The sequence below is a fragment of the Streptomyces sp. NPDC046870 genome, assembly GCF_040704595.1.
GTDB classification, from domain to species: domain Bacteria; phylum Actinomycetota; class Actinomycetes; order Streptomycetales; family Streptomycetaceae; genus Streptomyces; species Streptomyces argyrophylli.
Window position 1 is genome coordinate 163,855 of the sequence record NZ_JBEYXM010000005.1, and the last position, 15,138, is coordinate 178,992.

The window sequence follows — 15,138 nt, forward strand, 5'->3', positions numbered from 1 at the left end:
AGTGCACCACGTGGACACCCAGCACACCGAATCGCGCGACAACCGTCCCAGCCGCAGAGGCTTCCTCTCCCTCGCCGCCACCGCCGGCGCCGCCGCCGCACTCGGCGGTCTGCCAAGCTTCACCGCGTCGGCGGCCCCCTCCCGCCCCGTCTCCTCACCCATGCTGTCCGCTGCCGCCGCCGCGAAGAACCAGCTGTGGTGGCGGGCTCCCGGCTCCCCCACCTCCATGATCCGGCAGGGCCTGCCGGTCGGGAACGGGCGCCTCGGAGCGCTGGTGAGCAACGACCCCTCCAGCGAACTGCTGACCATCACCGACGCCTCCCTGTGGACCGGCGGCGCCAACGACACCCTGCAGAGCGACGGCCAGTTCCCCTACGGGCGGGACGACTTCGGCTCGCTGACCCTGCTGGCCCAGCTCACCGTCGACATCCCCGGCCACGACCTGGGCTCCGTCGACGACTACCGCCGCACCCTGGACCTGGCCCAGGGCCTCGTCAGCGCCTCCTACGAGCTGTCCGGCGTCACCTACCAGCGGCAGATCTTCGCCAGCCGGCCCGACGACGTCATCGTCGTGTACTTCTCCCAGCTCGGCGGCGGCACCTACACCGGCACCGTCACGCTGGCCGGCACCCACGGCGAGCACACCACCGCGGACGGCACACGGCGCTGCGCCTCGTTCGGGGCTTCCCTCGCCAACGGCCTGAAGTACGGCGCCGCCGTCACGGCGACCAGCGGCACCGGCACGGTGACCGTCAGCGGTACCACGATCAGGTTCAGCGGCTGCAAGGACCTCACCGTCGTGGTCAGCGGCGGCACGAACTACGCGCCCGACGCGGCCACCGGGTTCCGCGACCCGGCCCTGGACCCGGAGCGCCTGGCCCGCACCAAGGTGCAGGACGCGGCCGGCCACTCCGCGAGCACCCTGCTGCACACCCACGTCGCCGACTTCCGCCCGGTGTTCGAGCAACTCGCCGTCGACCTCGGCACCTCGTCCACCGCACAGCGCAAGCTGGACACCTGGCAGCGCGTACAGGCCCGCTACCGGGACGACGTCCCGGACCCGGAACTCGAGGCCGCCTACCTCCAGTTCGGGCGCTACCTGATGATCTCGGGGTCGCGGGGCGTCCTGCCGATGGGCCTCCAGGGCCCGTGGCTGGACGGCAACGACCCGGACTGGATGGGCGACTACCACACCGACATCAACGTCCAGATGAACTACTGGCTGGCCGATCGCGCCGGGCTGTCGGACTGCTTCGACGCCTTCACGGACTACTGCCTCGCGCAACTGCCCTCGTGGACGGACGTCACGCGGCGGCTGTTCAACAGCCCGGACAACAGGTACCGCAACTCCAGCGGGAACATAGCCGGTTGGACCGTGGCCATCTCCACCAACCCCTACGGCGGAGGCGGCTGGTGGTGGCACCCGGCCGGCAACGCCTGGATCTGCCAGAACCTGTTCGAACACTACGAGTACACCCAGGACCGCGCCCACCTGGAGAGGATCTACCCCCTCCTCAAGGGCGCCGTGGAGTTCTGGGAGGCCCGCCTCGTCACCACGACCGTCACCGACGCCTCCGGCTCCTCACGCGAGGTCCTCATCGCCGACAGCGACTGGTCCCCCGAGCAGGGACCGCTGGACGCCAAGGGCATCACCTACGCCCAGGAGCTGGTGTGGAACCTCTTCGGCAACTACCGCACCGCGACCGGGGTGCTCGGCAGGGACACCGCCTACAGCCAGAGAGTCGACGCACTGCGCGAGCGCCTGTACCTGCCCGTCGTCAGCCCCAAGACCGGCTGGCTGGAGGAGTGGATGTCGCCCGACAACCTGGGTGAGACCACACACCGGCACCTGTCCCCGCTCGTCGGCCTCTTCCCGGGCGACCGGATCCGTCCGGACGACTCCACGCCGAAGGACATCCTCGCCGGCGCGACCGCCCTGCTGACCGCGCGCGGCATGAACAGCTACGGCTGGGCCAACGCCTGGCGCAGCCTGTGCTGGGCCCGGCTGAAGAACGCGGAGAAGGCCTACCAGCTGGTCGTCAACAACCTGAAGCCGTCCGCGGGCGGCAGCAACGGCACCGCACCGAACCTCTTCGACATCATGGACATGGGCGAGGGCCGCGGCATCTTCCAGATCGACGCCAACTTCGGCACCCCCTCCGCCATGATCGAGATGCTGGTGTACTCGCGGCCGGGCCACGTCGAGCTGCTGCCCGCACTGCCCGCCGCGTGGGCGGCGTCCGGCTCGGTGTCCGGCGTCGGCGTGCGCGGCGGCTTCACCGCCGATCTCAGCTGGAGGAACGGCAAGGTCACCCAGCTGACGCTGAAGAGCGTCGGCGGCCGGGACACGACCGTGTTCGCGGGCGGCACCTCGCGCCGGATCAGCCTCAAGCCCGGCGGGTCCGTCACGTTGAACAACCTCGGCTGAGGCCTCTGCCGCTCACACCTGTCCCCCAGCCAACCCCCGATGACCCGTCGTCAGCGGACCGCCCCGCCGTCCGGAATCCGTCCGTCCCGGGCGGGGCGGGACCGGGCCGGACTCCCCGCGGAGCCGGCCCGCCGCGGACGACGCGGAGAGTGGAGAGAACAACGATGTCCCAGGAAAAGGAAGGCACGGCGGCGGATCGCCGGCCGCGTCGCAGATCCCTGCTGTCCGTGTTCGGCGCCGTGACCGGGATGATCCTCACGGTCGTTCCGCTGAGCACCGCGCACGCGGCGACCACCGCCGCCACATCGTCCCCACAGGCCAAGGGCACCCGGGTCAGCGCCTGGTCACCCAGCATGACGACCGGCGGCCCGTCCTTCGACAACCAGACCATACGCATGGTGGTGCACAGCAGCGTCGCGGGTTCGGGCGTACGCATCACCCTGTCGAACCGGTACGGCACCGCGCCGCTCGACCTCGGCTCCGTGGACCTGGCCGTCCAGGCGAGCGGCGGCGAGGCGACGCGCGGCACCACTCGGAACGTCACCTTCGGCAGCTCGCGCCGTGTCACGATCCCCTCCGGCGAGGAGGCGGTCAGCGACGTCGTCCCGATCTCGGTCGACGCCGGCGAGAACCTGCTCGTCAGCCTCTACGCACCCGGCGCGACGGGAACGTCGACCTGGCACTCCGACGCGTTCGACACCACGTACATAGCCTCCGGCAACCACACCGGTGACGACAGCGCCGCCGCGTTCGGCACCACCACGACCTCCTGGTACTACCTGGCGGGGATGGACGTCCTGTCACCGACCGCGAGGGGCACCGTCGTCGCCTTCGGCGACTCCATCACGGACGGCTACCACTCCTCGAACGGAACCTACACCCGGTGGCCCGACTTCCTCGGACGCCGGCTGGGCTCCGGACCGGGCCCGCAGAAACTGAGCGTCGTCGACGCCGGCATCGGCGGCAACCGCGTGCTCACCGACGTCCCCAACCTGTGGCAGGGCGTCAGCGCCCTCAAGCGCTTCGGCCACGACGCCCTCGGGCAGCCGGGCGTCAAGGACGTCATCCTCTTCGAAGGCATCAACGACATCGGCAACAACGCGGGGCCGGACGGCCGGCCACTGACCGCGCAGGACCTGATCGACGGCTACCGCACCCTGATCGGCCAGGCCCACGCCGCCCACGTCAACATCATCGGCGCGACGCTGATGCCCGACGAGGGGAACGGGTACTACACGCCGGACGCCGAGAGGCTCCGCCAGAGCGTCAACCAGTGGATCCGCACCAGCGGCGCGTTCGACGGCGTCATCGACTTCGACCGGACAATGCGTGACCCCGCGCACCCGGCGGCACTCAACCCGGCCTACGACTCGGGCGACCACATCCACCCCAACGACGAAGGCATGAAGGCGATGGCCGACGCGATCGACCTGCGGCTGCTGCGCACCTGACCGGTCAACCGCTGTCCGCCGCCGGGTAGGTGAGCACCCAGCTCCGCCGCAGGAAACCGAGACCGTCCTCCGGGGCGTCCGAGCCAGGCGGCGGACAGTAACCGGTGACGACCAGGTCCTCCGGAGCGCGGCGCTCATCGCGGGCCCAGGCCGAGGCGGGCCAGGTTCGGTCACCTTCGCTGATCTTCGATCGGGGTCCAGGTCAGTCACACGGTGTCCGCCGCCGTGTGCACGGGGTCGTCGCCGGCGTCAACGTGCCCGCAGCCGCTGTGGTTTCCTGTTACCCCGAGTCCGCGCCCCGAGGAGCAGCCAATGACCATCGCACCTGTCCCCTTCCAGGTGTACGAGGCCGGCACCTATCTGCACGGTACGAAGGCGGCCCTGGCCCCGGGGGATCTGCTGGTCCCCGGGTACGCGTCCAACTTCGAGGAGGAGCGCACGTCCCGCCACGTCTACGTCTCCGAGACCCTGGACGCCGCCGTGTGGGGCGCCGAGCTCGCAGCCGGGGACGGCCCGGGCCGGATCTACGTGGTGGAGCCGACCGGTGAGCTGGAGGACGACCCCAACGTCACCGACAAGAAGTTCCCCGGCAACCCCACCCGCTCCTATCGCACCCGTGAGCCCGTGCGCATCGTGTCGGAGCTCGAGGGCTGGGTCGGGCACTCGCCGGAGCAGATCGAGGCCATGCTGAACGGGCTGGCCGACCTCCGCCGCCGCGGCATGGCCACGATCCTGGACTGACGAGGGCCGCCGGGCCCCCGGAAGCCGCGTCATCGGCCCGCGCCTCCTCCCGCGCGGCACACACCGCCCTGCCGACGCGCTCGCCCGGTCAGGCCGGTCCGAGCCCGTTCCCCCCGCCTGGGGGACCGCCCCAGCCGGTTCCCCTCGCTCCCACGGTTGTGGGATTCGGCCCCACCTGCGGGTATACAGGGAGCATGCTGGGAGTGTGGCCGACGGCTTCCCGGGCATCGGGGCGAGCCGGCCGCCACGGAGGGCCCGGCGTTCCGGAGACCACCCCTGCTCGCGAACGGGAGGGCCGATGAGCCGACGCACTCAACCTGATGCGCGGGCCGAGCGGACCGGCCGCGGTCCCGCGCTGCCCTCGGCGAGGAAGACGCGGCGGCGGGCGGCCCGGGCGGCCGGTTCGGGCCGGCCGAGCGCTCGCAGCGCCGACGGCGAGCGGATGCTGCTGCCCGGCGGCACGTGGCGACGCGTCGAGACGATCAGGGTGCGCAGCCTGTTCGGGTGAGGCCCGCCGCTCACCGCCGTTCGGGCACGACCGCGACCGGACACTGGGCATGGTGGATCAGGGCATGGCCCACCCGGCCGACCTGGAGTCCGAAGTGTCCCTTGCCGCGCCGTGCCCCGACGATCACCAGGTCCGCCGCGGCCGACCGGTCCACGAGGACCTTGCCGGGCGGTCCCTCGGCAGCCGCCGGGCGTGTCCGGACACGCGGATGCTCCCCGGTCGCGGCCATGAGCCGGGCGTCGACGACGGACGAGGCGCGTTCCTGGGACGTGTCGAGCGGTCCCTCGGCCTGGGACCGGTCTCCGCTCTCGTCATGGCCCGGCCTGCGCCCGGCACGGACGATGTCGAGGACACAGCCGCGCACCTCGGCCTCCCGGAAGGCGAAACGGACGGCCTCCGCGCCGGAGCCGGCTTCGCCGAGGCCGAGCAGGATGCGCCCGTGCGCACCCGCCAGGCCGACCCGGTCGCCGCGGACCACGATCGTCGGGCAGGGGGCCCGGGCCGCCACGGCCAGACCCACCGACCCGAGCAGCAGTCCCCTCAGCTCGCCGCGGCCCCGTGACCCGGTCACCAGCGCGAAGGCCGCGCCGCCCTCGCGCACCAGGGCCGCCGTCGCCTCCTCGGGAACGATGTCGGTGGTGATCTTCACATCCGGGTCGCGTCGTTGCGCCCGGTCGGCCGCCGAGGCCACGACGTCCTCGGCCAGCACCCGCTCGGAGGGCCGGTCCGGACCCGCCGGGGACAGGCCGGCTTCGTAGCGCTCCCACAGGGAGGCGTGGACCAGCCTGAGCGGGAGACCGTGGCGGGCGGCTTCGTCCACGGCCCAGTCGACCGCGACGAGGCTCGGCTCCGATCCGTCGACTCCCACGACCAGAGGGAGGGTCATCGTCCCCACCGCCTTTCCCGGGGCCGCCTGCCGCACACACCATGAGGGCGCCGTACCACGACTTCATGGTCCCTCACCCGCTCCACGGCTGCCCGCACCGGCTTGGGGCGATGCTCCGCCGGGCTCCTCCGGCGGGGCGGCTCAGCCGTCCCACGTCCAGTCGGCGACCTCGGGCAGGTCCATGCCGTGCTCCCGGATGTGGACGTGGTGGCGCTGGCGGGCGTCCTCCATGTGCTGGCGTACGGCGGCCGCGCGGACGGCGAGGCCGGGGACGCGGTCGACGACGTCCATGACCAGGCGGTAGCGGTCCAGGTCGTTGCGGACCACCATGTCGAAGGGGGTGGTCGTGGTGCCGATCTCCTTGTAGCCGCGCACGTGCAGGTGGCGGTGCCCGGTACGGCGGTAGGCCAGGCGGTGGATGAGCCAGGGGTAGCCGTGGTACGCGAAGATCACCGGCTTGTCGGCCGTGAAGAGTCCGTCGTACTCGAAGTCGCTCATGCCGTGCGGGTGTTCCTCGCTCGGCAGCAGCCGGGCGATGTCGACCACGTTGACCACGCGCACGGCCAGGTCGGGCAGGTGCCGGCGCAGCAACTGGGCCGCGGCGAGCACCTCCTGGGTCGGCACGTCACCCGCGCAGGCGAGCACCACGTCCGGTTCACGCGTGCCGTCCTCGCTGCCGGCCCACTCCCAGATGCCGGCGCCCCGGGCGCAGTGGACCTTCGCCTCCTCCATCGACAGCCAGTCGAAGCAGGGCTGTTTGCCCGCCACGATCACGTTGACGTAGTCGCGGCTGCGCAGGGCGTGGTCGGCCACGGACAGCAGCGTGTTGGCGTCCGGCGGGAAGTAGACCCGTACCGCCTCGGGACTCTTGTTCATGATGTGGTCCACGAAGCCGGGGTCCTGGTGGGAGAAGCCGTTGTGGTCCTGCCGCCACACATGGGAGGTGAGGAGGTAGTTCAGGGAGGCGACGGGAGCGCGCCAGGACAGGCGGCGGGTGGTGCGCAGCCACTTGATGTGCTGGTTGACCATCGAGTCCACGATGTGCACGAAGGCCTCGTAGCAGGAGAACAACCCGTGCCGGCCCGTGAGGAGGTACCCCTCCAGCCAGCCCTGGCAGGTGTGCTCGGAGAGGATCTCCATCACCCGGCCGTGGCGGTCGAGGTGCTCGTCGACGTCGAGGACGGCGGCCTGCCAGGCCTTGCCGCTGGCCGCGTAGACGGCCTGGAGCCGGTTGGAGGCGGTCTCGTCGGGGCCGACGAGCCGGAAGTCGCGGCGGTCGGTGGTCGCCCGCATGACGTCCTCGAGCATGTCGCCGAGCACACGTGTGGGTTCGTGCAGGGTGGCGCCGTGCTTGTCCACCTCGACGGCGTACTTCTCCAGGGGCGGAAGCGGCAGTTCCCGCACGAGGAGGCCGCCGTTGGCGTGCGGAGTGGCACCGAGCCGCCGGGCGCCCTCCGGAATGCACGCCACCACGTGTGCGCGGGGGGTGCCGTGCTCGTCGAACAGTTCCTCGGGACGGTAGGAGCGCAGCCACTGTTCCAGCTGCCGCAGGTGTTCCGGGTTGTCCCGCACGGCGGCCAGCGGCACCTGGTGCGCGCGCCAGGTGCCCTCGACCGGCAGTCCGTCCACCTCGGCGGGACCGGTCCAGCCCTTGGGCGTGCGCAGCACGATCACGGGCCAGCGGGGCCGGTCCGTGGCACCGTCCTCGCGGGCGGCGCGCTGGAAGCCGGCGATGCGGTCGGCCGCGTCGTCCATCGCCGCGGCCATCGCGCGGTGGACGGCCGTCGGGTCGTCACCGGTGACGTGGACGGGGTCGTGGCCGTAGCCGCGCAGGAGTTCGTCCAGTTCCGCTTCCGGCAGCCGGGCCAGCACGGTCGGATTGGCGATCTTGTAGCCGTTCAGGTGCAGGATCGGCAGTACGGCGCCGTCGCGGACGGGGTCGAGGAACTTGTTGGAGTGCCAGGAGGCGGCCAGCGGCCCGGTCTCGGCCTCCCCGTCGCCGATCACGCAGGCGACCAGCAGGTCCGGGTTGTCGAAGGCCGCGCCGTAGGCGTGCGACAGGGAGTAGCCGAGTTCACCGCCCTCGTGGATGGAGCCCGGGGTCTCCGGGGCGACGTGGCTGGGCACCCCGCCCGGGAAGGAGAACTGCTTGAACAGCCGGGCCATGCCGGCCGCGTCCCGGGTGACGTCCGGATAGGTCTCGGTGTACGACCCCTCCAGCCAGGAGTTGGCGAGCACGGCCGGGCCGCCGTGTCCGGGGCCCCAGATGCACAGCGCGTCCAGGCCACGGGCCTTGATCAGGCGGTTGAGGTGGGTGTGCACCAGGTTCAGGCCGGGTGAGGTGCCCCAGTGGCCGAGCAGCCGCGGTTTGACGTGCTCGGGCTGGAGCGGCTCGCTCAGCAGGGGGTTGGCCATGAGGTAGATCTGGCCGACGGCGAGGTAGTTCGCGGCGCGCCAGTGGGCGTCCAGGGAGACGAGCTCCTCGTCCGAGAGTTCGGCGGGCGCCGTGTGCGTGTCGACGGACATCCGGATCCCTTTCATGTCGGGACGGCGTTCGGGGGCTTCGTGCGTCTCGGCCCGTGCAGGACCACCTTCCATCGACGCGCCGGGTTCCCGACAGGGCCGTTCGGGCCACCGGTGGCACCGTGGACGCTCCCGAGGGGCCTGACCTCCCCGGCGGCCACCCGGTCGGACCACCCGTCCGCTCGGCCGGCGGTGCCGCGCGGTGCCCAGGGACGGGAGCGACGGCCACCGGGCGGACGGGGTGCTGGACCGCGGGGTGGCTGACGGGGCCCGCCGCGGCCGGGCCGGGTCCGTCGTCGCCCCTGGCCGGACGAGCGACGGCGCGGGCGCCGGCTGTGCGCCGGCCATGTCGACCTGTACGCCGGGCAGATCCGTCGCACGGGCACGCAACTGAGCACCGTTTCCCTCGCGTTCACCCACCGCGTCGTGATCAGCGCTGCCCGGCGTCCCGGAGTGACGTCTCACCGGCGGCGCCCGCGAAGTGGTCACCGTGCGGGCCGACGGGTTGCCGCCCATGCTGGAGGTGAGGGGGGTGTGACGGCCGAGGAGGTAGTGAAGATGCGGACCGTTGTCGATCTCACGCGCTGCCAGGGATACGCACAGTGCGTGTTCCTCGCGCCGAGCGTGTTCGAGCTGCACGGCGAGGAAGGCCTTCTCTACGCCACGGCCGTACCGGACGGCCAGGAGGAACGCGTGCGCCAGGCCGCTGCGGCCTGCCCGGTCCAGGCCATACTCCTGGGCGAAGAGGTGAGCAGCGGTGCCCGCTGACCTCAAGGGCGGCCGCATCGTCGTCGTCGGTGCGTCGCTGGCCGGCCTGCGGGCCGCGGAAGCCCTGCGTGAGGAAGGCTTCACCGGTTCACTGACCGTGGTCGGGGACGAACCCCACGCACCCTACGACCGTCCGCCGCTGTCCAAGCAGGTGCTGCTCGGGCAGGCCACGGCGGAGAGCACCGAGCTGCCGATGCGCCGGGACCCGGAGGCCGAGTGGCGGCTGGGCGTCCGCGCGACGGGCCTGGACCTGCTGGGGAAGCGGGTACTGCTGGAGGACGGGGAGTCACTGCCGTACGACCGGGTGCTGATCGCCACGGGAACCCGCGCGCGGCCCTGGCCCCACAAGGAGGAGGCCGCGCTGGACGGGGTGTTCACCCTGCGTTCCCGTGAGGACGGCGCGGGGCTGGCCGAGCGGCTCGCCCAGCGGCCGGAGCGCGTGCTGGTCATCGGCGGCGGCTTCACGGGCTCGGAGATCGCCTCGGCCTGCCGGGAACTGGGAGTGCAGGTGACGGTCACCGAGCGCGGCCCCGCTCCGCTGGTCGGCGCACTCGGCGGCACTTTGTCGAAGCTCGCGGCCGTCATGCAGCGCAACAACGGCGTGGACCTGCGCACCGGCGTGACGGTCACCGCCCTGAACGGCAACGGGGCCTTCACCGGTGCGGAGCTGTCCGACGGCAGCCGGGTCGACGCGGACGTGTGCGTCGCGGCGCTGGGAGCGATCCGCAACGTCGAATGGCTGGCGGACTCGGGGCTGGCGGCCGGCCCGCGCGGGATCGCGTGCGACGCCGGATGCCGCGCCTTCAACATGTACGGGATCGTCACCGACGACGTCTTCGTGGCGGGCGACGTCTCCCGCTTCCCGCACCCGCTCTTCGGCTACCAGCTGCTGTCCCTGGAGCACTGGGGCAACGCGGTCGAGCAGGCCGAGGTGGCGGCCCACAACATGGTCAACCCCGGTCCCCTGCAACGCCCGCACCTGGCCGTCCCGGTGTTCTGGTCGACCCAGTTCGGACTCAACATCAAGTCCGTGGGCGTGCCCACCTACTCCGACCACGTGGTCATCGCGCAAGGCTCGCTGGAGGCGCGCCGGCTCGCCATGGTCTACGGGTACAAGGGCCGGGTCACCGCGGCCGTCACCGTGGACATGGCCAAGTCGCTCGACTACTACCGGCACCTGATCGAGACGGCCGCCGCCTTCCCGCCCCCGCCGGGCGCCGCGGACCGGGCGATCGCGGCCGACGTCACGATCCCTTCCGACGTGCCCGACCCGTCGGTGCTGTCCCACGGCCCGACCGTCGCGCTCACCGGTCACCTTCCCGACCGCCGGCTGACCGTGGTGTAGCCCACGTCCCGCTCGACCACGAGGAGCCGCCATGGCCTCCGAGACCCTCCTGGCACGCATCACCGACTACTCCAGCCGCCCCGACCCGTACCCGCTGTACGCGGAGCTCCGCGAGGCCGGTCCCGTGGTCCGGCAGGCCGACGGCAGCTACCTGGTCGGCACCTACCACGAGATCGCCGCCCTCCTCCACGACCCGCGGATGAGTGTCGATCCCCGCACCCGCGGCGCGGAGGTGCAGCAACTGCCGTTCCTGCGCCTCGACGACCCCGAACACCACAGACTGCGCACCCTGGCCATGCGGCCCTTCGGTCCACCGCACACCCCCCACCGCGTCGACGGCATGCGCGAGGAGATCGACCGGATCACCCACGAACTGCTGGCCTCCTTCCGGCCGGGCGGGCAGATCGACCTCGTCGACGACTTCGCCTACCCGCTGCCCGTCACGGTCATCTGCCGCCTGCTCGGCGTGCCGCATGAGGACGAGCCGCTGTTCAGGGCCTGGTCCGACGTCCTGGTCGCCGCCGCCGACGTCAGGCCCGGCTCGGACACCACCGAGACCGACAAGGCCCGTGAACAGGCGCAGATGGAGATGGGCGGCTACTTGGTCAACCTCGCCGAACAGCGCCGCGGCAAACCCAGCGACGACATGCTCTCCGCCTTCGTCAACGAACCCGACCCGGCGCTGCGGCTCAGTCGGGAGGAACTCGCGGAAACGGCGATCCTGCTGCTCATCGCCGGGCACGAGACCACGGTCAACCTCATCACCAACGGTGCGCTCACCCTGCTGCGCCGGCCCGACCAGCTCGACCTGCTGCGCCGCGAACCGGAACTGCTGCCCCGCGCGGTGGAGGAACTGCTGCGCTTCGAGCCACCGGTCCACATGCGCGAGCGCATCCCGCGTGCCGACGTCGACGTCGCCGGCACCACCCTCCCGGAAGGCGCGTCCGTCGTCCTGGTGCTGGCCTCCGGCAGCCGCGACCCCAAGCGGTTCCACGAGCCCGACCGGTTCGACCCGACCCGTCCGGACAACCAGCACTTCGGTTTCGGCAGCGGCATCCACCTCTGCTACGGCGGTCCCCTGGCCCGCATCGAGGCCTATTCCGCGCTGGGCGCCCTGCTCCCCCGCCTCGGCACCGCGCAGCTGGTCCAGGACCCGCCTCCCTACCGTCAGAACGCCATGCTCCGCGGCCCCCGCCACCTGCCCCTCCAGCTGTGAGGCGACCGGCCCGACGCCCGCGGCACACGTGGCCGGCACGCGTGCCGCTCGGCGTAACCTCTTCCTGTGCCGCCCTCCCGCCTCCGTCGCGTCGCCGTCCTCGTGCTCGGGGGCGCGAAGCCGCTCGATGTCGGCATTCCCGCGCAGGTCTTCACCACCCGCGCGAGCATGCCGTACGAGGTGCGGGTGTGCGGGGCGGCACCCGGTCTCGTGACCGGCGGCGACGGCCTCGCGTACCACGTCGCCCACGGCCTCGACGCGCTCGCGTGGGCCGACATCGTCTTCGTCCCCGGCTACCGGTTCCCGGACCGCGAGGACCCCCCGCGAGCCGTGATCGACGCACTGATCGCGGCCCACGACCGGGGGGCGCGGCTCGCCGCCATCTCGACCGGCGCCTTCGCCCTCGCCGCCACGGGTCTGCTCGCGGGCAAGCGTGCCACGACGCACTGGCACTACGCGCGCGCACTCGCGGCCAGGCACCCGCTCGTCCAGGTCGACGAGAACGTGCTGTTCGTCGACGAGGGCAGCGTCCTCACCTCGGCCGGCGCCGCCTCCGGCATCGACCTGTGCCTGCACATCCTGCGCGGCGACCTCGGAGTGGCCGCTTCCAACCACGCGGCCCGGCGTCTGGTCGCGGCCCCCTACCGCAGCGGCGGCCAGGCCCAGTACGTGCCGCGCAGCGTCCCCGAGCCGCTCGGCGAGCGGTTCACCGCCACCCGCGAGTGGGCGCTGCACCGGCTCGGTGAACCCCTCACCCTCATCGACCTGGCCCGCGAACTGCTCGAACGCTCGCAGCGCAGCGTCGAGCAGATCGCCGCCGACGTCGGGCTCGGCACCGGCGCGAACCTGCGACTGCACTTCCAGCGCATCCTCGGCACGACTCCGAGCGAGTACCGGCGCACCTTCACCCAGGGCGAGTGACCCACCGGGCACCACGCGCGTCGGCGAGTCCTGGCGAGATCCTTGTGAACCATGGCGATCCCGCCACTGTCGGCGGCACGGCCCGCGGACGAGTCTGGTGGCGAAAGGAAGGGACACCACACATGACTCGCATCGCCATCAACGGATTCGGCCGCATCGGACGCAATGTGCTGCGCGCACTGCTGGAGCGCGACAGTGCCCTGGAGATCGTCGCCGTCAACGATCTGACCGAGCCCGCCGCGCTCGCCCGGCTGCTCGCCTTCGACAGCACGGCCGGCCGGCTCGGCCGCCCGGTGACCGTCGACGGCGACACCCTCGTCGTCGACGGCCGGCGCATCACGGTGCTGGCCGAACGGGAACCGGCGCGGCTGCCCTGGGCCGAACTGGGTGTCGACATCGTCCTGGAAGCCACCGGCCGCTTCACCTCGGCCAAGGCCGCCGGCGCCCACCTCGACGCCGGTGCGAAGAAGGTCCTGATCGGCGCGCCGTCGGACGGCGCCGATGTCACGCTCGCGTTCGGAGTCAACACCGACGCCTACGACCCGGCCGTGCACACGATCGTCTCGAACGCCTCCTGCACCACCAACGCGCTCGCCCCGCTGGCCGCGGTCCTCGACGAACTCGCCGGTATCGAGCACGGGTTCATGACGACGGTGCACGCCTACACGCAGGAGCAGAACCTGCAGGACGGCCCGCACCGTGACGCCCGTCGCGCCCGGGCCGCCGGCATCAACATCGTGCCGACCACGACCGGCGCCGCCAAGGCGATCGGCCTGGTGCTGCCCAACCTCGAGGGCAAGCTGTCGGGCGACTCGATCCGCGTGCCGGTCCCGGTGGGCTCGATCGTGGAGCTCAACACGACCGTCGCCCGCGACGTGACGCGCGACGAGGTGCTGGCCGCCTACCGCGCCGCGGCGGAGGGGCCGCTCGCCGGCATCCTCGAGTACTCGGACGACCCGCTCGTGTCGTCCGACATCACGGGCAACCCCGCGTCGTCCATCTTCGACTCGGCCCTCACCCGCGTCGACGGCCGCCACGTCAAGGTGGTCGCGTGGTACGACAACGAGTGGGGTTTCTCGAACCGGGTGATCGACACCCTGGAGTTCCTCGCCACCCGCTGACGCAGGGCGGGCGGGACGGCGGCCCACGGTGCCCCGGCAGATCGGCGACGGACCGGTGCCGTTCCGGTGCCGGGGCCGTCGGCTCTCTGCCGGCGGCGTCTGCGACCGAGGTGCAGCGCGGCGAGCTGCACCGGAACCTGCTCGACTCGCTCCCAGGCCCACCGCGAGAGGGGCGACAGGGTTCAGGGCGTGAGCATGCGGTCCTGCTCCGCCAGGGGTGTACCGCCGTACCAGTCCAGGGCTTCGCCGAAGCGGACGAGTTCGCCGTAGAGGGCGGGATCGACGTGGTCGGCGAGGACCAGGTCGAGCAGAGCCTCGGCGGCCTCGGCCGGTGACCGGGCCTGGCTGTAGTCGCTGAACCAGGGGCGGGAGGTGGCGGTGTCGACCATGCCGGGGCACACGGCGGCGACGAGTGTGCCGTCGGCGAGATCGCTCTCGCGGCGTTCGGCGGCGACGGCGCGGACGGCGGCGACCTGAGCCACCTTCGAGGGGACGTTCAGCCAGACGGGCCAGCCGGCCTCCCGCGCGGTCCGGTGGTGGATGGCGCTGCGCCATGACTCGACGGCGTGTTCGACCTGGTCGAGGCTCGCGCCGTCGAAGAGGTGGTGCAGCCGGGGGTCGAGGTGGCCGAGGGTGCCGAGACTGCTGGCGACGACGAGCAGCCGGCCGCCCGGACGCAGGACGGGACCGAAGGAACGCAGGATCGCGTGCGTGGCGGTGTTGGAGACGGCGATGAACTCGTCGGCCCGGCCGGCCTGTGACTCCTCGGGCCGCACGCGGGCCACCGCGTTGGAGACGACGACGTCGACGCCTCCGCACCGGACTCGGAGCTCCTCGGCGAGGCGGGCGATGGCGCCGGTGTCGGTGACGTCCAGGACCCGGCCCTCGACCCGGGCCCGGGTGCCGGGCAGCCGGCCGGCCTCGCGTGCGGCGTCCGTCACGCGCCGGTGGCTGCGGCCGGTGAGCAGGACCAGGTCGTCCGCGTTCATGCGGGCCGCCAGTCCTTCGACGAGGGCGCGGCCGAGCCCTTGGTTGGCGCCCGTGACCAGGGCGATTCGGGGTGCGTTCATGCCTGCCACGCTAGGAAGCGCACGACGATGCGTCCAACGAGAGTTCGGCACGCCCGGTATGCGCGAACGTCATGGGCAGGGGCTTCGCCGTCCGCCCATGCCCCGCATCCGATGGCGCCGTCGTACCGGAAGGAGTGGTGAGGGTTCGGGACGATGCGCC

At 72.2% G+C, this 15,138-nt stretch carries 12 protein-coding genes; 9 read left to right on the forward strand and 3 right to left on the reverse strand.

Annotation, left to right across the window (positions count from 1 at the left end):
* The first annotated feature begins 10 nt into the window (after nucleotides 1–10).
* The 4 genes from AB0946_RS14195 to AB0946_RS14210 all read left to right on the forward strand — a co-directional run bounded on the left by AB0946_RS14195 (nucleotide 11) and on the right by AB0946_RS14210 (nucleotide 5,128).
* Nucleotides 11–2,428, forward strand: coding sequence for a glycoside hydrolase N-terminal domain-containing protein (locus tag AB0946_RS14195; RefSeq protein ID WP_366760852.1), 2,418 nt, complete (start codon nucleotides 11–13; stop codon nucleotides 2,426–2,428).
* A 164-nt stretch (nucleotides 2,429–2,592) separates the two neighbouring features.
* Complete coding sequence (locus AB0946_RS14200) at nucleotides 2,593–3,879, forward strand: SGNH/GDSL hydrolase family protein (RefSeq protein WP_366760853.1); 1,287 nt, start codon at nucleotides 2,593–2,595, stop codon at nucleotides 3,877–3,879.
* Nucleotides 3,880–4,191: 312 nt separating this feature from the next.
* A complete protein-coding gene (gene arr / locus AB0946_RS14205) occupies nucleotides 4,192–4,620 on the forward strand; it encodes an NAD(+)--rifampin ADP-ribosyltransferase (RefSeq protein ID WP_366760854.1) in 429 nt (142 codons plus the stop codon).
* A 298-nt stretch (nucleotides 4,621–4,918) separates the two neighbouring features.
* Nucleotides 4,919–5,128 (forward strand): hypothetical protein, encoded by a 210-nt coding sequence (locus AB0946_RS14210; protein ID WP_366760856.1) that lies wholly within the window; start codon nucleotides 4,919–4,921, stop codon nucleotides 5,126–5,128.
* A gap of 10 nt (nucleotides 5,129–5,138) precedes the next feature.
* Here the strand turns inward: AB0946_RS14210 and AB0946_RS14215 are convergent, their stop codons facing one another.
* Together AB0946_RS14215 and AB0946_RS14220 are read right to left on the reverse strand one after the other, a co-directional pair.
* Complete coding sequence (locus tag AB0946_RS14215) at nucleotides 5,139–6,014, reverse strand: universal stress protein (RefSeq protein ID WP_366760857.1); 876 nt, start codon at nucleotides 6,012–6,014, stop codon at nucleotides 5,139–5,141.
* A 141-nt stretch (nucleotides 6,015–6,155) separates the two neighbouring features.
* Entirely contained in the window at nucleotides 6,156–8,540 is a 2,385-nt protein-coding gene (locus AB0946_RS14220) for a phosphoketolase family protein (RefSeq protein ID WP_366760858.1), read from the reverse strand.
* A gap of 555 nt (nucleotides 8,541–9,095) precedes the next feature.
* Between AB0946_RS14220 and AB0946_RS14225 the strand changes: the two genes are divergently transcribed.
* From AB0946_RS14225 to gap, 5 genes are all read left to right on the forward strand, one after another.
* On the forward strand, nucleotides 9,096–9,305 hold the full coding sequence (locus tag AB0946_RS14225) for a ferredoxin (RefSeq protein WP_366760859.1): 210 nt from the start codon (nucleotides 9,096–9,098) through the stop codon (nucleotides 9,303–9,305).
* Complete coding sequence (locus tag AB0946_RS14230) at nucleotides 9,295–10,650, forward strand: FAD-dependent oxidoreductase (RefSeq protein ID WP_366760860.1); 1,356 nt, start codon at nucleotides 9,295–9,297, stop codon at nucleotides 10,648–10,650. Before AB0946_RS14225 ends, AB0946_RS14230 begins: the two co-directional genes overlap by 11 nt.
* A gap of 31 nt (nucleotides 10,651–10,681) precedes the next feature.
* Complete coding sequence (locus AB0946_RS14235) at nucleotides 10,682–11,866, forward strand: cytochrome P450 (RefSeq protein ID WP_366760861.1); 1,185 nt, start codon at nucleotides 10,682–10,684, stop codon at nucleotides 11,864–11,866.
* A 66-nt stretch (nucleotides 11,867–11,932) separates the two neighbouring features.
* Nucleotides 11,933–12,787 carry a DJ-1/PfpI family protein gene (locus AB0946_RS14240; protein WP_366760862.1) on the forward strand — a complete coding sequence of 285 codons (855 nt, stop codon included), beginning with the start codon at nucleotides 11,933–11,935 and terminating at the stop codon, nucleotides 12,785–12,787.
* A gap of 122 nt (nucleotides 12,788–12,909) precedes the next feature.
* Nucleotides 12,910–13,908: a type I glyceraldehyde-3-phosphate dehydrogenase gene (gap, locus tag AB0946_RS14245; RefSeq protein WP_366760863.1), complete on the forward strand. Its 999-nt coding sequence runs from the start codon at nucleotides 12,910–12,912 to the stop codon at nucleotides 13,906–13,908.
* A gap of 182 nt (nucleotides 13,909–14,090) precedes the next feature.
* Here the strand turns inward: gap and AB0946_RS14250 are convergent, their stop codons facing one another.
* Entirely contained in the window at nucleotides 14,091–14,978 is an 888-nt protein-coding gene (locus AB0946_RS14250; RefSeq protein ID WP_366760864.1) for an SDR family NAD(P)-dependent oxidoreductase, read from the reverse strand.
* Nucleotides 14,979–15,138 lie beyond the last annotated feature (160 nt).

Coding starts and splice junctions, on each gene's coding strand:
- AB0946_RS14200 (WP_366760853.1), top strand. CDS start 2,593: ATGTCCCAGGAAAAGGAAGGCACGGCGGCGGATCGCCGGCCGCGTCGC.
- arr (WP_366760854.1), top strand. CDS start 4,192: ATGACCATCGCACCTGTCCCCTTCCAGGTGTACGAGGCCGGCACCTAT.
- AB0946_RS14210 (WP_366760856.1), top strand. CDS start 4,919: ATGAGCCGACGCACTCAACCTGATGCGCGGGCCGAGCGGACCGGCCGC.
- AB0946_RS14215 (WP_366760857.1), bottom strand. CDS start 6,014: ATGACCCTCCCTCTGGTCGTGGGAGTCGACGGATCGGAGCCGAGCCTC.
- AB0946_RS14220 (WP_366760858.1), bottom strand. CDS start 8,540: ATGTCCGTCGACACGCACACGGCGCCCGCCGAACTCTCGGACGAGGAG.
- AB0946_RS14225 (WP_366760859.1), top strand. CDS start 9,096: ATGCGGACCGTTGTCGATCTCACGCGCTGCCAGGGATACGCACAGTGC.
- AB0946_RS14235 (WP_366760861.1), top strand. CDS start 10,682: ATGGCCTCCGAGACCCTCCTGGCACGCATCACCGACTACTCCAGCCGC.
- gap (WP_366760863.1), top strand. CDS start 12,910: ATGACTCGCATCGCCATCAACGGATTCGGCCGCATCGGACGCAATGTG.
- AB0946_RS14250 (WP_366760864.1), bottom strand. CDS start 14,978: ATGAACGCACCCCGAATCGCCCTGGTCACGGGCGCCAACCAAGGGCTC.